The organism is Campylobacter sp. JMF_15 NE4, from assembly GCF_027737645.1.
In the GTDB taxonomy this organism is placed as follows: Bacteria; Campylobacterota; Campylobacteria; order Campylobacterales; family Campylobacteraceae; genus Campylobacter_B.
In genome coordinates this window covers 440,422-458,024 of the sequence record NZ_JAOVTY010000001.1, presented here as the reverse complement: position 1 = coordinate 458,024, position 17,603 = coordinate 440,422, and the positions used below count along the sequence as shown (strand labels likewise).

Sequence of the window (17,603 nt, the reverse complement as noted above, 5' to 3'; positions counted from 1 at the left end):
ATTTTTGGCGCAATTCTAGCCAAAAAGAGTTATACAGTGGTAAGCGACCAAAAATTTGGTCGCTTAAATTTTTAAATTTTAATGTTTTGAAGTTTGTGAAACGATAATTGTAAAAAGTGCGTCGGTAGAGCTATTTAGGGCTGTTTCCATTGAGTCTTGGATTACAGAGATTATGACACCGACGGTGATGACCTTAAATGCGATATCGTTGTCGATACCAAAAAGCGCACAAGCAAGCGGAATAAGCATAAGCGAACCGCCAGGTACGCCACTTGTGCCACATGCGCCCACGGCTGAGACTACGCATAGAAGCAAAGCTGTGCCAAAATCAGGATGAATTCCTAGCGTGTATGCAGTCGAAAGTGCCAAAATAGCGATAACCACAGCGGCTCCCGCCATATTTACGGTAGCTCCTAGTGGGATAGAGATAGAGCTTAGCTCGTCATCAACGCCGAGTTTTTTGCAAAGGTTCATATTCACAGGGATATTCGCAGCCGATGAGCGTGTGAAAAACGCTGGGATTCCGCTCTCTTTAAGGCAGGTAAAGACGATAGGGAAAGGGTTTTTCTTGGTTACGAAAAATACGATTAGCGGATTTACTGCGACAGCTACTAAAATAAGTGCTAGCACAAGCACGCCTGTAAGCTTAGCATAGGTTGCCAAGCCCTCTACGCCCAAATCATACACAGTGTAAGTAATAATGCCAAAAATACCAATTGGTGCTAGTTGAATTACAACTTGAATTATTTTTGTTACACCTTCGCTTAAATCGCCGATGAAGCGTTTGGTCTCGTTCGTGCAAAATTTAAGCGCGATTCCAAGTCCTACCGCCCATGCGACAATACCGACATAATTACCGCTAGAAAGGGCATTTACAGGGTTATCAACGATTTTGAAAAATGTAGTTTTTAGCACTTCCCAGACATTTGCAGGTGCAGGTGAGTTTGCTGCGCCAACGCCATCAAGAGCAATCGGAGTCGGAAACATAAAGCTAACGCCAACGCCAACAAAAGCAGCCAAAAGCGTGCCTACGATATAAAGCACGATAACTCTTTTTAGCCCTGTCGTGCTTCCAAAAGTTTTATTGACAAGCGAACTTAAAATTAGAATAAAAACTAGCACTGGGGCGACAGCTTTAAGCGCACTTACGAAAAAATCACCAAACAATCTAGCCAAATTTGCGATATTACTCCACGCATTTGTTTCACCGCCGTCCAAATCCAGCCCAGATACACCGACCCTAGCAAAATACCCTAGCGCAGCACCGAGCAAAAGTCCGATGATAATGCGCATTATCAGGCTTTTGTTGCTGTAACTTTGTATCAGCTTATCTAAGTAAGTCATCTTGCCTCCCTTTCAATGAGTAAAATTTGTCGCAATATATCTAAATTTTTATTTAACATTATTTAAATTCTTTAAAAATTTAATAAAATTTCATTTTACATTAAATATTAAACGCTAGAATTACGCCCAAAATTTTCAAAATTTTAGGAGCTTAAATGTATCTATTCACAAGCGAGGTCGTAAGCCCTGGTCACCCAGATAAATGCGCCGACATAATCGCAGATTCAATCGTCGATGAAATTTTAAAAAAAGATCCCAAAGGACGCGTAGCTAGCGAGGTTTTCGTAGCAGGCAAACATATCGTAATCGGCGGCGAAGTAAATGCCAAAGTCGATTTCACCCACGATGATTATCGCCATATCGTCAAACGCGCTCTTAGCGACATTGGCTACAATGACAATCCATTTTTTACCCGTGAGCAATGCCTGCACCCGCAAGATGTCGAGGTCGATGTATATCTAAACCAACAAAGCCCAGATATCAACCAAGGTGTAGATCAAGAAAGTGGCGAGATCGGCGCGGGAGATCAAGGCATAATGTTTGGTTTTGCTAGCTCGGAGACGCAAAATTTCATGCCAGCAGCGATTACTTATGCAAGGCTTCTTTGCGATAAGGTTTATGCCTATGCCAAAACCCACCCAAATCAGCTTGGTGTGGATATTAAAACACAAGTTACGCTTGATTATGGCACGAAGTCAAATTTCGAAGACTGCAAACCGCAATCAATCCACACAATCGTAGTCAGCGCGCCTTGCGTGGAGAGTATGAGTATCGAATATGTGCGCGAACTAATCCAAAATTTAATCGACACAGCAGGTCTTCCAAAAGAGCTTTATCAAAAAGAAAAAACCATAATTTATATCAACCCAACAGGTCGCTATGTAAATCACAGCTCGCTTCACGATAGCGGTTTGACTGGACGCAAACTCATCGTCGATAGCTTTGGCGGATATTCGCCAATCGGCGGTGGCGCACAATCTAGCAAAGACTACACCAAAGTCGATCGCTCGGGGCTTTACGCAGCGCGCTATATCGCTAAAAATATCGTCGCAGCAGGGTTAGCGAAAAAATGTATAATCCAGCTAAGCTATGCTATCGGCGTAGCAAAACCAGTTAGCGTGAGTGTCGATTGTATGGGCACAAACGCTGGTATTGATGATGATACACTCTCGAAATTTGTCCTTGAAAATTTCGCCCTAACCCCGCGCTGGATTACTGAGAAATTCGGCCTAGACAAACCAAGTGCCCAGACATTTTTATACGCAAAAGTAGCTGCTTACGGCCAAGTTGGCAACCCAAAATACCCATGGGAGCAACTCGATAGCGTAGAGCTTTTCAAATCTTTGAAAAAATAAAATTTCGCAAGGAATTTAACCTTGCGAAATTTTTAAATTCTTAGTTATTTTATGACAATTTAATCTTAAATTTAACTCCGAGAAATTCCGATAAATTCGGCGAAATTTAACACTTTTTTAAGTAAAATTTTTGCAAAATATCGCATACTTTTAAGGGGTGAAAATGCAAGAAAAACACTACGAAGTCGTCATTGTCGGCGGCGGTATTTCTGGCGGTGCGCTAGCATACACTTTGGCGCAATACACTGATATAAAATCCATCGCAATCATCGAAAAATACGAGGGTTTAGCCACGCTAAATACAAAGGGCACGGCAAATTCGCAAACGATCCATTGTGGCGATATCGAGACAAACTACACAATCGACAAAGCCAAAAAGGTCAAACGCGCAGCCGATATGATTGCGAAATACTGCAAAAAGCACGATTATATCGGTAAATTTATCTTTGAAGGGCAAAAAATGGCAATCGGCGTGGGCGACAGCGAGGTCGCTTTTATCAAAGATCGCTATGAGGTTTTCAAAGAGCTTTATCCATATTTGGAATTTTATGACAAAGACAAGCTAAAACAAATCGAGCCAAAAGTCATTTTCGATAGCAACGGCAACCCTCGCCCCGAAGATGTCGCAGGTCTTGGCGTGCAAACTGGCGCATATACCACGATTGATTTTGGCGCCATGACAAATACCCTAGTCGAAAATGCGCAAAAAACAAAGGGCAAAATTTGCGATTTATACCTAAATTCTGAGGTTCAAAATATCACAAAGGTAGGCGATAAATTTTATATCCGCACTGCAAACAAAATTTCAGTCAGCGCTGATTTCGTCGTAGTCGATGCAGGCGCGCACTCGCTGTGGCTAGCGCACAAAATGGGCTATGGCAAAAACCTTAGCGCGATTTGTATCGCTGGAAGCTTTTATCTAACCAAACAAAAATTACTAAATGGCAAAGTCTATATGGTGCAAAACCCAAAACTCCCATTTGCTGCACTTCACGGAGACCCTGATCTGCTAGCTGATGGTTGCACGAGATTTGGCCCTACTGCGCTAACTATGCCAAAATTAGAGCGTTACAAAGGCTGTCGCTCCGTGCCTGAGTTTTTCCAATCCCTAAATTTCACGCCAAAGGTCGCAAAGGTATTTTGGAATAATTTCGGCGATAGCGATGTTAGAAATTTCTTGTTGCGAAATATCGCGTTTGAAGCCCCGGTTTTAGGCAAAAAACTCTTTGTCAAAAATGCCAAAAAAATCATACCTAGCATTAGAGAAGAAGATATTTACTACGCCAAAGGTTTTGGAGGCGTCAGAGCCCAAATCATCGACCAAGACAAGCTTGAATTGCTTCTAGGCGAGGCTAGAATCGACGATAATAACGGCGTGATTTTCAATATGACTCCAAGCCCTGGTGCGACAAGCTGTTTCGGCAACGCAGAGCGCGACGCTATCTCAATCTGCTCGTTTTTGGGCAAAAAATTCGACGCTGAAAAATTCGAAAACGAACTTGTAAAATAATCAAAATTTATGCAGAAATTTTCTGCATAAATTTTACTTTTAAATTTCAAATTTCAACACAAAGGAAAATTTAATGAAAAAAGCAAAAATCATAGCCACACTTGGCCCAGCTAGCGATAACGAAGAGATAATGGAAGCCATGGTTAGGGCTGGGGTCAATGTTTTTAGACTAAATTTTTCGCACAACTCGCACGAATATCACGCGCAAAATGTCGCAAAAATCCGTAGCGTGGAGAAAAAGGTCGGATTTCATATCGGGATTTTGCAAGACATCTGCGGCCCTAAAATCCGCATTGGCGAGCTTGATACGCCTTTCGAGCTAAAAGCTGGCGATAGGCTTGATATCTACGCCAAAGAGCAAATCGGCACCCAAATCGCCCCACACCACTACGCTCTTAGCATTAATCAACCCCAAATTTTGCCTATGTTAAAAGCTGGCGAATATGTCTATCTCTACGACGGCATAATCCGTGCTAGGGTTGCTCACAGCGGAAACGATGTCGTCCAAACCGTCATTGAAAACGACGGAATTCTTAGCTCGAAAAAGGGTGTAAATTTCCCAAATACCGTTCTTGGCATAGATGTCATCACGCCAAAAGATAGAGCCGATATGGAATTTGGCGCCACTCTTGGCGTGGATTTTGTGGCAATCAGCTTTGTGCAAAGCGCAAACGACATAATCAAAGCAAAGAAAATTTTGCGCGCCTCTGGCTCGCACGCCCATGTTTTGGCAAAAATCGAAAAATTTGACGCTGTGGAAAATATAGATAGCATTATCGACGAGAGCGACGGAATCATGGTCGCTAGGGGCGATTTGGGTATCGAGGTGCCGTTTTACAAGGTACCTTCAATCCAAAAATTGATTATCAAAAAGGCAAACGAAGCCGCCAAACCAGTCATCACAGCCACTCAAATGCTTCTTAGCATGACGCGCAACGAAACAGCCACCAGAGCCGAAATCAGCGATGTCGCCAATGCCGTGCTTGACGGCACAGACGCTGTAATGCTAAGCGAAGAGAGCGCAGTAGGTATAAATCCAGTCGCTGTCGTGCGCGCTATGTCGCATACGATACTAGAAGCGCAAGAGATCTACGCTTACAACCGATTCAAGCACGAAAACCACGATAGCACCGATATCATGGCAGAATCAGCCGTTAGGCTAGCAGGTCAGCTAAACGCGGATAAAATCATCGCCCTAACCTCCTCTGGCAAACTAGCCGTGCAAATGGCGAGATATCGCCCAAATATCGATATCCTAGCCGTTACTCACGATATAAACACAGCGCGCTATCTCACGCTTTGTTGGGGTATAGGCCAAAGCCTAGTTATCGCCGAGGAAGCCAAGCTTCACACGCTCATGGCAAAGGCTATCAAAAGCGGCGTGGATTGTGGTGCGATCAAGCTTGATGGAACATATATCATGACGGCAGGTTATCCAACAGGTGTAAGCGGGACTACAAATCTTATCCGTATGTTAAAGGACGAACAAATATCCTACTACTTACTAGACGCATAAAACCTAGTAAATTAATAAAATTTGTCGAATTTACTAAAAATTTAAGTAAAATTTAGCTTTATTGGCAAATTTTTGGAGTATAATACGCCCCGTTTTAAAGGAAACGAATATATTATTTAAAAGGAGCAAAGTTATGAAAAAACTAGTTTTCTTAACATTGTTTGGTGTTGCGAGTTGTGCATTCGCTGGTATAGCTGAGGAAATGGACGCAAAATGTCAAGCAGGAGATTATCAAGCTTGCACTGAGCTTGGTATGAAATACTACCGCGGTCAAGATGGCTTTCCACAAGACCACGAAAAAGCCCATAGTTATTATGATGAAACTTGTAATAAACACAATTACGCTGAGGCTTGCTACCGCGACGGAATATTCCACTCAGTAGGCGTTGGTGCAGAGCATAACCACGATCGCGCAATGCAATCTTTGAAAATGGCTTGTGATCAAGGTCACGAAAAAGCTTGCAAAATGGCAGAGAGAATCAAAGACGATAATTAATCATTATTTTTACTCTGTTTTTACCACTGCGCCGATAAAATTCGGCGCAAATTATTAAATTTACATAAAATTTAATTAAAATTTAACTCTATTATAACTATTTTAGTGTATAATCACGCGTTCCAAAGGAAACACATATTATTTTTACAAGGAGAAAGTTATGAAAAAACTAGTTTTCTTAGCACTATTTGGTTTTGCGAGTTGCGCATTCGCTGGTATAGCAGAGGAAATGGACGCTAAATGCCAAGCAGGAGATTATCAAGCTTGCACTGAGCTTGGTATGAAATATTTCCGTGGTGAAGACGGTTTGCCAAAAGACTATGACAAAGCTCATACATATTATGATAGCACTTGCAATGTTCATAAACATGCTGAGGCTTGCTACCGCGACGGTATCTTCCACTCAGTTTTAGACGGCAAATGGCATAATCACGATCGTGCAATGCTATCACTATCAATGGCTTGCGAGCAAGGACACCAAAAAGCTTGCTCTATGAAAGAAAGAATTGCTAACGATAAATAATCGTAGTTTTACTTTTATTTCTACTTCGGCGCCGAATTTTTCGGCGCTTTTTTTATGCCCGAAAATTCTTTGTCATTGCAAGAAACATTATTTTTGTCATGAGCTTTCGCTACCGCAAGTTCCTAAATACTGCCCGATTTTTGTCATTGCAAGCGCATTGCGACGAAGTGTTATTTTTGTCATTGCGAGCAAAAGCAAAGCGTCAAGACGCTTTGCCGAAGCAATCCAGGGAAATTCAGATAAATTTGATAAATTTAAATTCTCTCTAAATTTTACTGGATTGCTTCGACCACTGCGTGGTCTCGCAATGACAGATTATATAAAATTTGCTTGCTATTGTCATTGCGAGCGTAGCGAAGCAATCTACGAGTATAAAATTCCTAACAATAAATTTGCAAAAATACTGACCTTAAATTTTTAATTCGTAGATTGCCACGCTCGTTACACTCGCTCGCAATGACAAATTATACAAAATTTGCTTGCTATTGTCATTGCGAGCCAAAAGCAAAGCGTCAAGACGCTTTGCCGAAGTAATCCAGGGAAATTCAGATAAATTTGATAAATTTAAATTCTCTCTAAATTTTACTGGATTGCTTCGACCACTGCGTGGTCTCGCAATGACAAAGCAAATAAAATTTGCAAAATTTCTCAATGACACAAAATCGGTGCAGTATTTCAAGGTTGCGCCAGCGTGAAATTTCAAAATTTAAAGAATTCCAAATTTCACAAAATTTCGAATTTCACAGAATTTCAAAATTTATGTTTCAGCTCCAAGCTAAGCATATCCGAGATTTTCTCAGCCTCGAAATACTTCGCCTGCGCCTTCATATAAGCGCACATTTGGCGGTCCTTCTCACAAATGCCGTGCTCCAACAAAAACTGCACCGCGAGCGAATTATCCATAAGCGCAGAAAATTTAATAAAGCCTTCAAGCTCCTTTTTATCGAGCTCATTTATCCCTTTATACTTCAAACTCTCCTCGAAAAACCGCATTTTATCGGCGTGAAATTTTGAAAAATCGTAACTCTGCGCAATGCGCCTAAGATCGCTTGGCGGGGTTTTTAAAAGATAATCAAGCGTGATATTTTGGTCTTTGATAAACTCCGCTTCGCTCGAAGTTATATCAGCGACCACGCCATTTCCTAGCGGTGCGCCGTTAGCCAAAAAATATGCAAACGCGTCGAAATTATCGCACGCACTAGCCATTTTCGCGTCGTTTTCGCTAGGTTTGGCGCCACTACTTACCAGCAAATCTATTAGCGCAAACAGCTCCTCGCTATCAAATTTAGTGGAATTTTCGTCATTTTCCACACCTGCGCCGATATCGCAACCATAGGAATTTACGATATTTAAAGGATTGTCAAATTCGCCCTCGTTATAATTCAAATTCGGGCTGAATTTTAAAATTTCAGCGATTTTGTCGAAGTCAAATTTGCCTGTGCGCGAAATTTTAGGATTATAAATAAAATGTGTGAAAATCCGCTCGCCATACTCGCCAAATTCATCATTTATGCGCTCAGCATTTGCACGCGCAAAATCCAAAAGTGCGTCTAGCGCGCTAGAAATTTGCTCGTTTGTAGCGTTTTCGTCGTGGAAAATTTCAAAATTCGGCGCAGTATCTGCAAAAATACCATTGCTAGAATTTGCGTCCAAATTCGGCGCAGTATCCACAGAAACGCTCTCGCTTAAATTCTGCGTAAAATTCTGCTCATTTGCGCTAGTAAAGCAAACATAAAGAAGCAAAATATAAAAAATTTCGCCCATTTGCCCTATTTTCACTGTAACTCCCTTATTTTTTCGTGCATGTAGTAGTGGTCGCAATACTGATTTATGAGCGCGCCGTCTTTGGCGTAAATTTTAAGCTCATATTCGATAAATTTTTTGCCAGTTGGGACATTTTTGTAGGTCATTTTATCGGGTTGTTGCTTTTTCTCAAACTCCGCAAACTCGCTCGGTATCATCTCAAATGAGGCTATATCGTCGATTTCGTAACCCTCTTTTAGCCCAAAATGATAGCCATTGGTATTATATAGCGGGCTATTGCTATATGATCTAGAAGTGAATTTGCGCTCTAAATTTAAAAAAACTATCGCTGTTTCATTGCCTATATTTTCGCAATATTTATTTTTTTTATCTGTATCCGTGAAAAGAAATAAACAAAATTTATCCCCACAAATCGCCTTTTGTTTTTTGTATTCTACTGACCATTTGCTCATATTTGAGGTGCGGATTTTCTGCGTCCCTTGGGCGGTTTTGATCTCATAGACATTTTCATCTACTGGCAAAACCTCGCTATCTCCGTGAAATTTGCCGTATTTTTGGGGTGTGATTTCGGTATTTATATTTAGTTTTGGCGGGAAATCGTAAGCTTCAAGCGGGATTTGTAATTTTGAAATCGCCTCGAAATTTTGCTCGGCACTGCTAGGAAACCACACTGTCCTACCTGGATTTGAGTGCAAATCAAACGAGCCAATGTATTGTCTAGTGATTTTATGCGCCGTTTGCTTATAAATTTCGTTTGCGCCCTCTTTTAGGGTGATATTCCACGATTTGTGGCTGTAAAATTTCTCCTTTTTTCGCACTTCCTCGCTTGGCGAAAAATCATCTTCTATGTATAAATAATGCTTTTCTGGCATATCTTCGCCCAAAAAATAATCAAACGACAAGCCATCATTATAGCGAAGCCACACGCCATGCTTATCTCGCAAGTAGATATAAGGCACGCTAATGGCATCAGGAAATGCCCCATCAAACGCATTTTCCCAAAATACTGGCTTAGGTGCTAAATTTTGTGGAAAAGGATTTGCCTTAGTGTTTTCAAACTGGCTTTCGTAATTTGTGTTTATATAATCGCAAGCGTCGCTGGGCTCGCTTGGATCGCACCCAGCTGGCGGCGAAAATAAAGCATGTATAAAAATATAAATAGCAACGCCAAAAGCCAAAAACAAAAAACCAACAATACCAAAAACCCAAAGAAAAAATTTGAAAATTTTTTTAATCATTATTTTTATAGCGAATTTCCACCGATTTTTTGTGCGCTGTTAAGCCCTCAGCCTGCGCTAGTGCCATGCACGCTTCGCCCAGAGCGTCGATTGCGCCCTTGTTTAGCGCGATTATCGAGCTTCGTTTGATGAAGTGATAAACCCCAAGTGGCGAGAAAAATCTAGCACTGCCACCTGTCGGCAAAGTATGATTTGGCCCCGCCAAATAATCCCCCATAGCCTCAGGCGTGTAGTGTCCCAAGAAAATCGCCCCTGCGTGCTTAATGCGCGCAAGGTAATCGTAGGCGTTGTCCATGGCGATTTCTAGGTGTTCGACGGCTAGGTCGTTCATCAAATCTATCGCCTCGTCGAAATCTCGCGCGATAATAATCGCGCCTTTATCATCAATGCTCTTTCTAGCGATACTCTCGCGCTCTAATGTAGGCAAAATTTTATAAATTTCATCTTTTACAGCAAGGGCAAATTTCTCATCTGCACTTACCAAAATACTGCTTGCGATCTCGTCGTGCTCGGCTTGGCTTAGCAAATCCACAGCCGTGTGATACGCACTCGCGCTCGCGTCAGCTAGCACGCCCACTTCGCTAGGACCTGCAATCATATCGATATTCACATCGCCAAAAACTAGCTTTTTAGCCGTTGCGACAAAGATATTTCCGGGGCCTGTGATGACATCGACCTTGTCTATCGTTTCCGTGCCATACGCCATGGCTGCGACTGCGCTCGCACCGCCTACTTTGTAGGCTTTTTTGATTCCTAGCACATGCATGGCAGCTAGAAGAAGCGAATTTACCACTCCGCCCACAGCAGGGGTGCAGACCGTGATATCAGCGACACCTGCGACGATTGCAGGCACTGCGTTCATCAAAAGCGAGCTAGGATAGGCAGCCTTGCCACCTGGGATATACAGCCCCGCGCGATCTACGGGCGTGATTTTTTGGCCCAAAATTTCGCCGTGTGCGCCGAAGTTAATCCAGCTTTTTTCGAGCTGTTTTTCGTGATAGGCATAAATGCGATCATACGCCACTTTAAGGGCGGTTTTTAGCTCATCATTTAGCTCGTCAAAAGCCTTTTTCATCTCATCTTGCGAAATTGCCAAATTTCCCTTAACTTCCCATTTGTCAAATTTGGCTATTTGCTCGTTTAGCGCCTCATCACCGCGCGCCTTGATATCATCGATGATACCGCTTACGATCGGCATTACCTTTTGCATATCCATATTGCCACGATTTACCAGAGCCTCGAATTCTTGCGCGAAATTGCTGTCTGTGCTTTTTAAAATTTTCATATTTAATCCTAAAATTTTGATTGTAAAAATTTGAAGTTTATAGCATAATTTGGTTTTGAATTTAATAAATTTGGGAATTTAATGTCATTGCGAAATTTTCGCTACCGCAAGTTTGAAATACTGCCCCGGTTTTGTCATTGCAAAAAGTGGAGCAAAATTTGCCTTGATTTGTCATTGCGAGCCCAGCGTTGCAATCCAGGGAAATTCAGATAAATTTGATAAATTGAAATTCTCTTTAAATTTTACTGGATTGCTTCGAGCCTTTCGGCTCTCGCAATGACAGATTAAGCATTTTCGATTAAGGCGATTTCGTCGGCACTCAAATCATAAAGTGCAAAAACTAGCGAATTCAGTTCGTTTTCGCTTCTTAAAATTTGCGATTTCAAAGACAGCACTTGTGATTTGTATTCACTAAAAAAGCCTTGCCAATAATTTTTAAATTTCACTTCGGCAAGTTTATCGGCAAATTTTTCTTTTTTGGCTTTTGCGTATTCTTTGATAAATTCGTCAAATTCTAAATTTTCAAATTCGGCTAGTTTTTGCGGTATTTTTTCTAAATTCAGCTCACGCAAAAATTCGGTTTTTACGCTTTGCAAATTTTTGTTTAATTCCAAAATCTTTTCAACTAAAAAATCTATATTGTCATCATCTAAATTATTTGGTAAAGGAATTTGCTCTAAATATTGAACTTTAAATTCTTGGTAACCACCCCTACGACTTATAGCAATATTTTTCATTATAAAAGCTACTAACTTTGAATTTAAAATTGCTAATAAATTTTTATTATTACTAGGAATAATAAAACAAGTCATATCTATTACATTGCCTTTCGACAATGTAAAATTTGAACCCAACGAAACATTGGGATAAACTATAAATTCATCATCAAAATTTATTTTTTTATTTATTTGTTGATATTCATACCATTTTTTTATACCAGTTTTCAATCCATCTTTTATAATTGCTCTTTTTTCCAAATTTGATTTATTTGGAAGCAATAGCTCAATTTCTTTAAATATTTCATCTCTTAATACATATTCATTTTTTGTTTTTTCATACGGAAATACAATATTATTTTTAGAATTTATAAAACAATATTTTTTTATGTCTTTACCAAAAATATAGGGTTTAATAATATCGCTACATTGTTGATTAGTTAAAAATCCGTCATTAAAACCAGTTTTTACACCAACCAAAGGCAAACAATTTATATCTTTTAAATAAATACATTTTTGATTAATTTTATTAAAAATTTTAGAAGTTTTATCATCAAAGAATTTAAATTTATTGTTTTTAAAATCTTTTATATTTATTTGCACATATGGCAAATCAAATATTATATCACTTACTTTTTTAAATTTACAATGTGGAACATAGCAATAATTAAAAGCGTAATTTTCATTAAATTCTTTACTTCCTATAAATATTAACGGATAAGCTGATATTCCTTCAAAAATTTCCAAATCATCAAAATTTAAAATTCTATGGAATTTAAAATTATTTATCAAATAATTTATCAATGGCTTTCCGTAACTTGCTTCAAAAAATTTACCAGATGATATGAAGCCTATCAAGCCATTTTCAGATAATATATTTCCTGCTAATTCATAAAAATATGTATATAAATCACCTTTGCCAGAAAATACTTTGTAATTTTTCAAAGTATCAGCATATGATTGCATTAATTCTTGGCGGACATACGGCGGATTTCCGATAACGCAGTCAAATTTGAAATTAAACGGAAAATCTAAAAGCGAATTCGCGCATTTTATATTATTCGATAAATCCGTCAGTTTTCGCCCTTTTTGCGCGGTGCGGAGCCAAAGCGAGAGTTTGGCGATTTGGACTGCGTCGGCATTAATATCCACGCCAAAAAGGTTGTTTTCTAAAATTTGGGGTTCTATGTCGTATAACGGCAAAGCTTCGTTTTCGTAAATTTTGCGAAATTTATCTAAATTTTTGTGTTCGTTAATGAGAAAATCCAAAGCCCCGTTTAAAAATGCTCCACTTCCACAAGCAGGGTCGATGATTTTTAAACCAAGCAAAAAATCTTTGTAAGCACGGATATTTTCTAGCGTTTGTTTTTCGTCCTTACTAAGGCGTTTTGGGTTTTTTGGGATTGCGATTTCGTGCAAATTTAGCCTTGACTTTTCGTTTTCGCAAATCTCGCCTAGTGTTTGCTCGACGATAAATTTAGTAATGTATTCAGGTGTGTAGAAAATACCGTCTTTCTTGCGTTTGGAGTTTGTTTTTTCCAATTTTTCGCCGATTATTTGCGAATTTAACTCTTCTAAATCGCTTAGGCTTTGCTCGAAAATATGACCCAAGATATTTACGCCGATGTCGCTTGCAAAGTCGTAAGATGAGAGTTTGGTGATGTAAGTGCTTAAAATCTCATCGCTTAAATTTAGCGAATTTAGAGCTTCATCGGTGGCGAAAAGTCCGCCGTTGTAGGCTAGGACGCCTAGTTTTTCGTTTCCTTTGTCGATAGCTTCAAAATATTTTTGCCAAATTTCATAAAGGCTAAAATCGGTAAATTTTTGATTTTGCCACTGCTCGTGGATATCGGCGATGAAATTTGAGCGCAAAAGTCCGTAATCTTCGGCAAAAAGGACGAAAATTATGCGGTCGCAGAGTTTTTGCACTAGGCTAAGAATTTGCTTTTTGTCTAAATTTTGATTGTTTGAAACGGCGTTTTCAAAGAGTTTTAGGCGAAATTCACTAAAATCAGCGTAAAGTCTTTTTGAAATTTCTCTATCTGAATTCTCGCTTTTGTCCCGCAAATCAATAGTTTTAAACGAATTTATATTTTCGAAGCAAAAAATTTGGTGAAAAAGCTCGAATTCATCTTTCTTCATAGTAAAAAGGCTAAATTTTTCATAAGCGGTTTTTTTGTCGATATACAGGCGGATTTCATCGAAATTTGAGATGATGATATAACGGCTTTTTGAGTTTGAATTGTGATAATTAAAGGCTTGATTTTCGATTTTGTCCAAATCGTGCGTTTTTTGGTCTTTTAGCTCAATGACGCCGATAACTTCGCCGTTTGCGCCTAGGATTGCGCCGTCAGCCTTTTTGGCGTCAGTTTCGTTTTTGCTCTCTCTTGCTAGGTTGAAATTTTGCGGATTTGTCGTTTTGAGCGTGTATCCAAGGCAAGCCTCAAAAATATCGTGCAAAAAATCGGTCTGATACTCTTCTTCTTTGTAGCCTTTTATGGCGTCGATTTTGGCTTGAAATTTGAGAAAATTTTCGTAGCGTTCGTTTAGGGTTTTTTCATCTTGCTTTTGTTCTTTGATGATTTTTTCTTTGAAAAGTGCCATTTATTTCCTTTTAAATTTATACTCATATCTTTGCAGTTGCGAGATATTGCCGAGCACTCCGCCTTGGTGGATATATAGGACTTCGTTTGCGAATTTTTCGCGGTTAGCTAAAAGCGTGAGAAGTCCCACGGGATCATAAATGAGGTCAAATTCAATGCCGGTTTGCGCGTGGGCTTTCTGCCAAATTTCATAAAGTTCGGCGTAAGGTTTGCCAAAGTGAAATTTGCGTGGCGGGGGCAAAATTTGCACGCCCGAGCGCGGATCTAGGGCTAGTATTTGCTCGCGCAGATACGAGCAATCGCCCACGCAAGGCGTGGTAAAGACGCGAAAACGGCTGTGTTTGGCTAGATACGCCGCGCTCGTGCCAGTGCCACTTGGCAAAAAAATGTCAAATTCTCGCCCATTTTCGCGCGCATATTCCTCGATAAATTTAGCCTGCGCGATAAATCCAGCCTCAGCCTCGCCCTGCGCAACGCCCTCTTCGATAAAAATCGTGCTCTCATCGCAAAGGCTAAGCGCAAACTCACGGCGATTTTGCGCCACGAAAATCTCCATGCCATTTTCTAGTGCTGCGGCGAAATTCCCGCACGGGCGCGCGCTTAAATTTTCGCTTAAATGCGAGATAACAAACTGAAATTTTAGCCCTTTTATGCGGGCAAAAACGCTTTCGTTATACATAGCGTTTGATTGCGAGCTACCAAAGCTTACAATCTTTGAAATGCCCCGCAAATCGACACCGAGCAGGGATTGGAGCTTCCTTGCTTTATTGCCGTTAAAAATCCCAATCAAATCATCACGCAAAATTGCAAAGCTAAAATTTTCGATTTTTATATTTTGGATTTTTGGGGGTTGTAGCGAAATTTCGCCTGTTTTTTGCGCCTTTTCTACTTCGCGCAAATGGACTTCAAACTCAGGCGAGATTATGGCGCGCCCTGCAAGCTCGCGCGAGTATTGCGCCCCGCCAAAGCTATCTTGTCGCATTTGCGTCAAATTCCAAAAATTTGCGGATTTCTTCCATAGCCTCTTTGTTGCTAAGCGTAAATTTGATTTCGATTCTACGGCTTGCGTCTTTGTCCTCGACGCCGCCAGTTAGCACAGGCTGAGAATAACTGCGACCGCTTGCGATTAGGTATTTTTGCAATCTCTCGTCTTTGTTCCACTCGTTTATGAAATTCATCACCGCCAGTGCGCGCTCTTGCGAAAGGGCTAAGTTGTATAAGTACCCGCCGTCGCTGTCTGTGTGGCCCTCGATGATGATTTGATCTAGGCTATTTCTGATTTCATCATTATCCATAAGTGCGCTAAAATACCCTTCTAGCGCGGTTTTGAAACTCTCTTTGCTACCCTCTTTAAGCTCGCTCGAACCCTTGTCAAAAAGCACTGACGAATTTAGCGTCATCGCCCCGCTCTCGCTATCTATGCGGATTTTGCCACCTAAGCGTTCTTTAAGTTCGGCGATTAGTTTGACTTTTTGACCGGTTAGGTTGCGAATTCGGTTTTTGGTGACATTTAAATCGTGCAAAATTTTGTTGAAATCGCTCTCTTTTTGGGTTAGTTGTTCGAGCAAAAACGCGATTTTTATCTCTTTTTCGGTAGCTTCGGTGCGAGTGTTTTTCAAAAGCTCGCTAATGTCGAAATTCTCTTTTTTGAGTTTTTCTGCCATGGCGCTTAGATCTTCGATTTGGATAAAATAGATCGAATTTTGCTTGCGAAGGTCGGTGTTTTCGACATTTAGCTTTTCAAGCTGTTCGGAAAAAATCTTATTTAAAGCCTCTAATTCGGCTGATTTTTTCTGCGAGGATTGAAGTGCAACCATAGTCTTTTCATGCTCGCTAGTTTGGGCTTTTAGATCGTCTTGCACTAAATAATACTTAACGATAATCCCGCCGATTAGTAAAATAAAGACAAACAAAAGCCCCGCCATTAAATCAGCGTAAGCTATCCAAAAGGTCTCTTTTTCGCTGGTTTTACTCTTCATTTTGGTTTTCTTTTTCGTCTATGCTTTGAAGCGTTTTGCGTAGCTCGTCGATGATACCCTCTGAGCTTGTGTTTTTGCCTAGGCTAGAATCAAAAAGCGATTTGATTTCGTCATTTAGCTCTTTAAAACTTGCTTCAAAGCTCTCTCTTGCGTTAATTTGCTCACTTAGCATATTTTCGTTTAGGGATTTGATCTGCAAGGTAAAATTTACGATTGCCTGATTTAGGGCGTCTGCGCTGGTTTGCAGATTTGCGCTCTTTTGCTCAGATGATTTCGAAAAGCTCAAATATCCCGCTGAAATGCCGTTTTGGATCTCGACCATGTTGCTCGTAACGGCCTTTAAAGACGATAAAATTTGATCGAAATTTTTGCTGATTTCGCCGTGAGTTAGGTTGGCATTTAGTATCATTTCATTAGCTCGCTCTAATTCGCTTGTGGTTAGCGCAAGGGCGCGCTGCTCGGCGTCAATTATGCCTTGAAGTGTTTGCATTTTTTCATCGATTGCGACATTTAGGCTATCGCTAAGGGTATTTGAAGCCATAGCCATGAAGGAGCGCGAAACCTCGGCGTTGCGATCAAGTATCTCGCTAAGGTAGCTTTGCGTGATTTCCTCTTTGCTCCAAAAAAAGTTTTTTGTAGCGTTTTTGTATTTTAAAAGCAATCTTTCGAATTTGCTAATTCCCTTTTTTTCAAAATAAATCCACCAAAGCGCCAGAAAAATACCATAAATCGACACATAAAACGCCGTGCCAACGCCACCTAGAAGCCCAGCAATCTCGGTCTCTAAATTTGCGATATTTGATGATGAGAAATTTGGCATAGAAATCGCAATGCTGATAAATGTGCCCAAAATGCCCAGCATTGGGAAAACACCCACCGCGACAGAGGCGTAGTTGTCATTGCGAAGCGAGTGCGAGTATTCATCTACGAAATTTTCAAATTTAGCGTCGGACTTTTTCTTAGCGCCTATGCTAAGGAGATTTTCGACGATGTAGTTTTTAAGCTGAATTTTGAAATTTTCGATACTATTTTGAAATTTCAAACAGCCAAATTCAGCATTATGCCTAGCCAAAAATAGCGCAATGATGAGCAAAAAGCCCATCATTACGATCGAGTGAAGCTCGACTTTGAAGTTGATTACCTTCAAAAATCCTAGCAAAAATATGGCGAAAATCGCCACAGGAACAAACACGATTTTCAGATAAACGCCAAGTAGTGAGCGCTCTGGATTTTCTGGAAGCGTTAAATCTAAAATTTCTGTTGTTTTTTCCATG

Annotated in this window: 13 protein-coding genes; 5 read left to right on the top strand and 8 right to left on the bottom strand. The window is 40.3% G+C overall.

Features of this window, described 5'->3' with window-relative positions; genetic code table 11:
• Window positions 1–78: 78 nt before the first annotated feature.
• Window positions 79–1,344 (bottom strand): serine/threonine transporter SstT, encoded by a 1,266-nt coding sequence (sstT, locus tag OFN98_RS02335; RefSeq protein WP_270858902.1) that lies wholly within the window; start codon window positions 1,342–1,344, stop codon window positions 79–81.
• A gap of 155 nt (window positions 1,345–1,499) precedes the next feature.
• Between sstT and metK the strand changes: the two genes are divergently transcribed.
• The 5 genes from metK (at window position 1,500) to OFN98_RS02310 (ending at window position 6,744) form a co-directional block, all read left to right on the top strand.
• Window positions 1,500–2,699: a methionine adenosyltransferase gene (gene metK, locus OFN98_RS02330; protein WP_270874711.1), complete on the top strand. Its 1,200-nt coding sequence runs from the start codon at window positions 1,500–1,502 to the stop codon at window positions 2,697–2,699.
• A gap of 163 nt (window positions 2,700–2,862) precedes the next feature.
• On the top strand, window positions 2,863–4,209 hold the full coding sequence (locus OFN98_RS02325) for an FAD-dependent oxidoreductase (protein WP_270861732.1): 1,347 nt from the start codon (window positions 2,863–2,865) through the stop codon (window positions 4,207–4,209).
• Between the two features lie 73 nt (window positions 4,210–4,282).
• Window positions 4,283–5,725: a pyruvate kinase gene (pyk, locus tag OFN98_RS02320; RefSeq protein WP_270874712.1), complete on the top strand. Its 1,443-nt coding sequence runs from the start codon at window positions 4,283–4,285 to the stop codon at window positions 5,723–5,725.
• Window positions 5,726–5,858: 133 nt separating this feature from the next.
• Window positions 5,859–6,221, top strand: coding sequence for a tetratricopeptide repeat protein (locus OFN98_RS02315; RefSeq protein WP_270874713.1), 363 nt, complete (start codon window positions 5,859–5,861; stop codon window positions 6,219–6,221).
• 160 nt (window positions 6,222–6,381) lie between these two features.
• On the top strand, window positions 6,382–6,744 hold the full coding sequence (locus OFN98_RS02310; protein ID WP_270874714.1) for a hypothetical protein: 363 nt from the start codon (window positions 6,382–6,384) through the stop codon (window positions 6,742–6,744).
• 750 nt (window positions 6,745–7,494) lie between these two features.
• Here OFN98_RS02310 and OFN98_RS02305 read toward each other — a convergent pair.
• The 7 genes from OFN98_RS02305 to OFN98_RS02275 all read right to left on the bottom strand — a co-directional run bounded on the left by OFN98_RS02305 (window position 7,495) and on the right by OFN98_RS02275 (window position 17,602).
• Window positions 7,495–8,523 (bottom strand): hypothetical protein, encoded by a 1,029-nt coding sequence (locus OFN98_RS02305; protein WP_270874715.1) that lies wholly within the window; start codon window positions 8,521–8,523, stop codon window positions 7,495–7,497.
• Window positions 8,520–9,746 carry a hypothetical protein gene (locus OFN98_RS02300; protein ID WP_270874716.1) on the bottom strand — a complete coding sequence of 409 codons (1,227 nt, stop codon included), beginning with the start codon at window positions 9,744–9,746 and terminating at the stop codon, window positions 8,520–8,522. Before OFN98_RS02300 ends, OFN98_RS02305 begins: the two co-directional genes overlap by 4 nt.
• The gene (gene hisD / locus OFN98_RS02295) at window positions 9,739–11,031 is read right to left on the bottom strand and encodes a histidinol dehydrogenase (protein ID WP_270874717.1); all 1,293 of its coding nucleotides are present in this window, start codon (window positions 11,029–11,031) and stop codon (window positions 9,739–9,741) included. Before hisD ends, OFN98_RS02300 begins: the two co-directional genes overlap by 8 nt.
• 284 nt (window positions 11,032–11,315) lie before the next feature.
• Entirely contained in the window at window positions 11,316–14,351 is a 3,036-nt protein-coding gene (locus OFN98_RS02290) for an Eco57I restriction-modification methylase domain-containing protein (protein ID WP_270874718.1), read from the bottom strand.
• The gene (locus OFN98_RS02285) at window positions 14,352–15,332 is read right to left on the bottom strand and encodes a 1-aminocyclopropane-1-carboxylate deaminase (protein WP_270874719.1); all 981 of its coding nucleotides are present in this window, start codon (window positions 15,330–15,332) and stop codon (window positions 14,352–14,354) included.
• Window positions 15,319–16,329: an OmpA family protein gene (locus OFN98_RS02280; protein WP_270874720.1), complete on the bottom strand. Its 1,011-nt coding sequence runs from the start codon at window positions 16,327–16,329 to the stop codon at window positions 15,319–15,321. The genes OFN98_RS02285 and OFN98_RS02280 overlap by 14 nt, the downstream gene beginning before the upstream one ends.
• Window positions 16,319–17,602 (bottom strand): MotA/TolQ/ExbB proton channel family protein, encoded by a 1,284-nt coding sequence (locus OFN98_RS02275; protein ID WP_270874721.1) that lies wholly within the window; start codon window positions 17,600–17,602, stop codon window positions 16,319–16,321. The genes OFN98_RS02280 and OFN98_RS02275 overlap by 11 nt, the downstream gene beginning before the upstream one ends.
• Window position 17,603: the final 1 nt, after the last annotated feature.

What these genes read in the sequence shown, in the direction of transcription:
- sstT (WP_270858902.1), bottom strand. Translation starts at nt 1,344, where the DNA reads ATGACTTACTTAGATAAGCTGATACAAAGTTACAGCAACAAAAGCCTG.
- metK (WP_270874711.1), top strand. Translation starts at nt 1,500, where the DNA reads ATGTATCTATTCACAAGCGAGGTCGTAAGCCCTGGTCACCCAGATAAA.
- OFN98_RS02325 (WP_270861732.1), top strand. Translation starts at nt 2,863, where the DNA reads ATGCAAGAAAAACACTACGAAGTCGTCATTGTCGGCGGCGGTATTTCT.
- pyk (WP_270874712.1), top strand. Translation starts at nt 4,283, where the DNA reads ATGAAAAAAGCAAAAATCATAGCCACACTTGGCCCAGCTAGCGATAAC.
- OFN98_RS02315 (WP_270874713.1), top strand. Translation starts at nt 5,859, where the DNA reads ATGAAAAAACTAGTTTTCTTAACATTGTTTGGTGTTGCGAGTTGTGCA.
- OFN98_RS02310 (WP_270874714.1), top strand. Translation starts at nt 6,382, where the DNA reads ATGAAAAAACTAGTTTTCTTAGCACTATTTGGTTTTGCGAGTTGCGCA.
- OFN98_RS02300 (WP_270874716.1), bottom strand. Translation starts at nt 9,746, where the DNA reads ATGATTAAAAAAATTTTCAAATTTTTTCTTTGGGTTTTTGGTATTGTT.
- hisD (WP_270874717.1), bottom strand. Translation starts at nt 11,031, where the DNA reads ATGAAAATTTTAAAAAGCACAGACAGCAATTTCGCGCAAGAATTCGAG.
- OFN98_RS02290 (WP_270874718.1), bottom strand. Translation starts at nt 14,351, where the DNA reads ATGGCACTTTTCAAAGAAAAAATCATCAAAGAACAAAAGCAAGATGAA.
- OFN98_RS02285 (WP_270874719.1), bottom strand. Translation starts at nt 15,332, where the DNA reads ATGCGACAAGATAGCTTTGGCGGGGCGCAATACTCGCGCGAGCTTGCA.
- OFN98_RS02280 (WP_270874720.1), bottom strand. Translation starts at nt 16,329, where the DNA reads ATGAAGAGTAAAACCAGCGAAAAAGAGACCTTTTGGATAGCTTACGCT.
- OFN98_RS02275 (WP_270874721.1), bottom strand. Translation starts at nt 17,602, where the DNA reads ATGGAAAAAACAACAGAAATTTTAGATTTAACGCTTCCAGAAAATCCA.